General features: G+C 47.2%; 2 pseudogenes. Both read right to left on the bottom strand.

The annotated features are described in order from the left end of the window. Positions 1–315 (bottom strand): annotated as a pseudogene (gene tnpA / locus ABD035_RS15205) (IS200/IS605 family transposase); the annotation flags it as partial. A gap of 152 nt (positions 316–467) precedes the next feature. Beyond that, positions 468–621, bottom strand: a pseudogene (locus tag ABD035_RS15210) (IS4 family transposase); the annotation flags it as partial.

Raw genomic sequence — 621 nt, forward strand, 5'->3', positions numbered from 1 at the left:
AAAAATGGTTTCCCCACAGCTTCTTCCTGATGTGTGGAAAACGATTGTAGAGCCTGATGGCACTGCGACCTTTCAAATGGCCCATTAGCGTTGATATTGAGATTTAGGTGGGACGATGACGACCAGATGTACATGATCTGGCTGGACATTTAACTCCAGAACTTCACAATCCTTGATTCCGCAGAGAATGTAGATTGTCCTGTAAAGCTCCTTGCCCAGCTTGTCTTTGAGGATCCTGAATCGATATTTTGGTATCCAGACTATGTGGTATTTGCAACGCCAATATACATGTGATGAACTCCTGTAAAGCCCCATGTTGGTTTGTCTCCTTTTACTTGTGGTGAGTAAGCAGAGATATTCCGGCATGGGCATTCTTCAGGCTATAGCCTTACAGGGTCAATCACCACCTCCCTAGGAGGTGGTTTAGGGGTGACAATGAAAAAAGCCATCCTGGGGGATAATGCCGGTCACTTAAGGTGACCGGCATTGTTTTTTAAGGGATATTTTGGCTTTTTGGGCCTGACTTCCCTTTCATACTTCCGCTCCCGTCTCGGGGGGCAGTCTCAGCATCGCCGCATTACTGTAAAAGTGCTTCAGATGTCCCGGTATAGCACCCGGCGA

The sequence above is a fragment of the Tatumella terrea genome (genome assembly GCF_039523755.1).
GTDB classification, from domain to species: Bacteria; Pseudomonadota; Gammaproteobacteria; order Enterobacterales; family Enterobacteriaceae; genus Tatumella; species Tatumella terrea.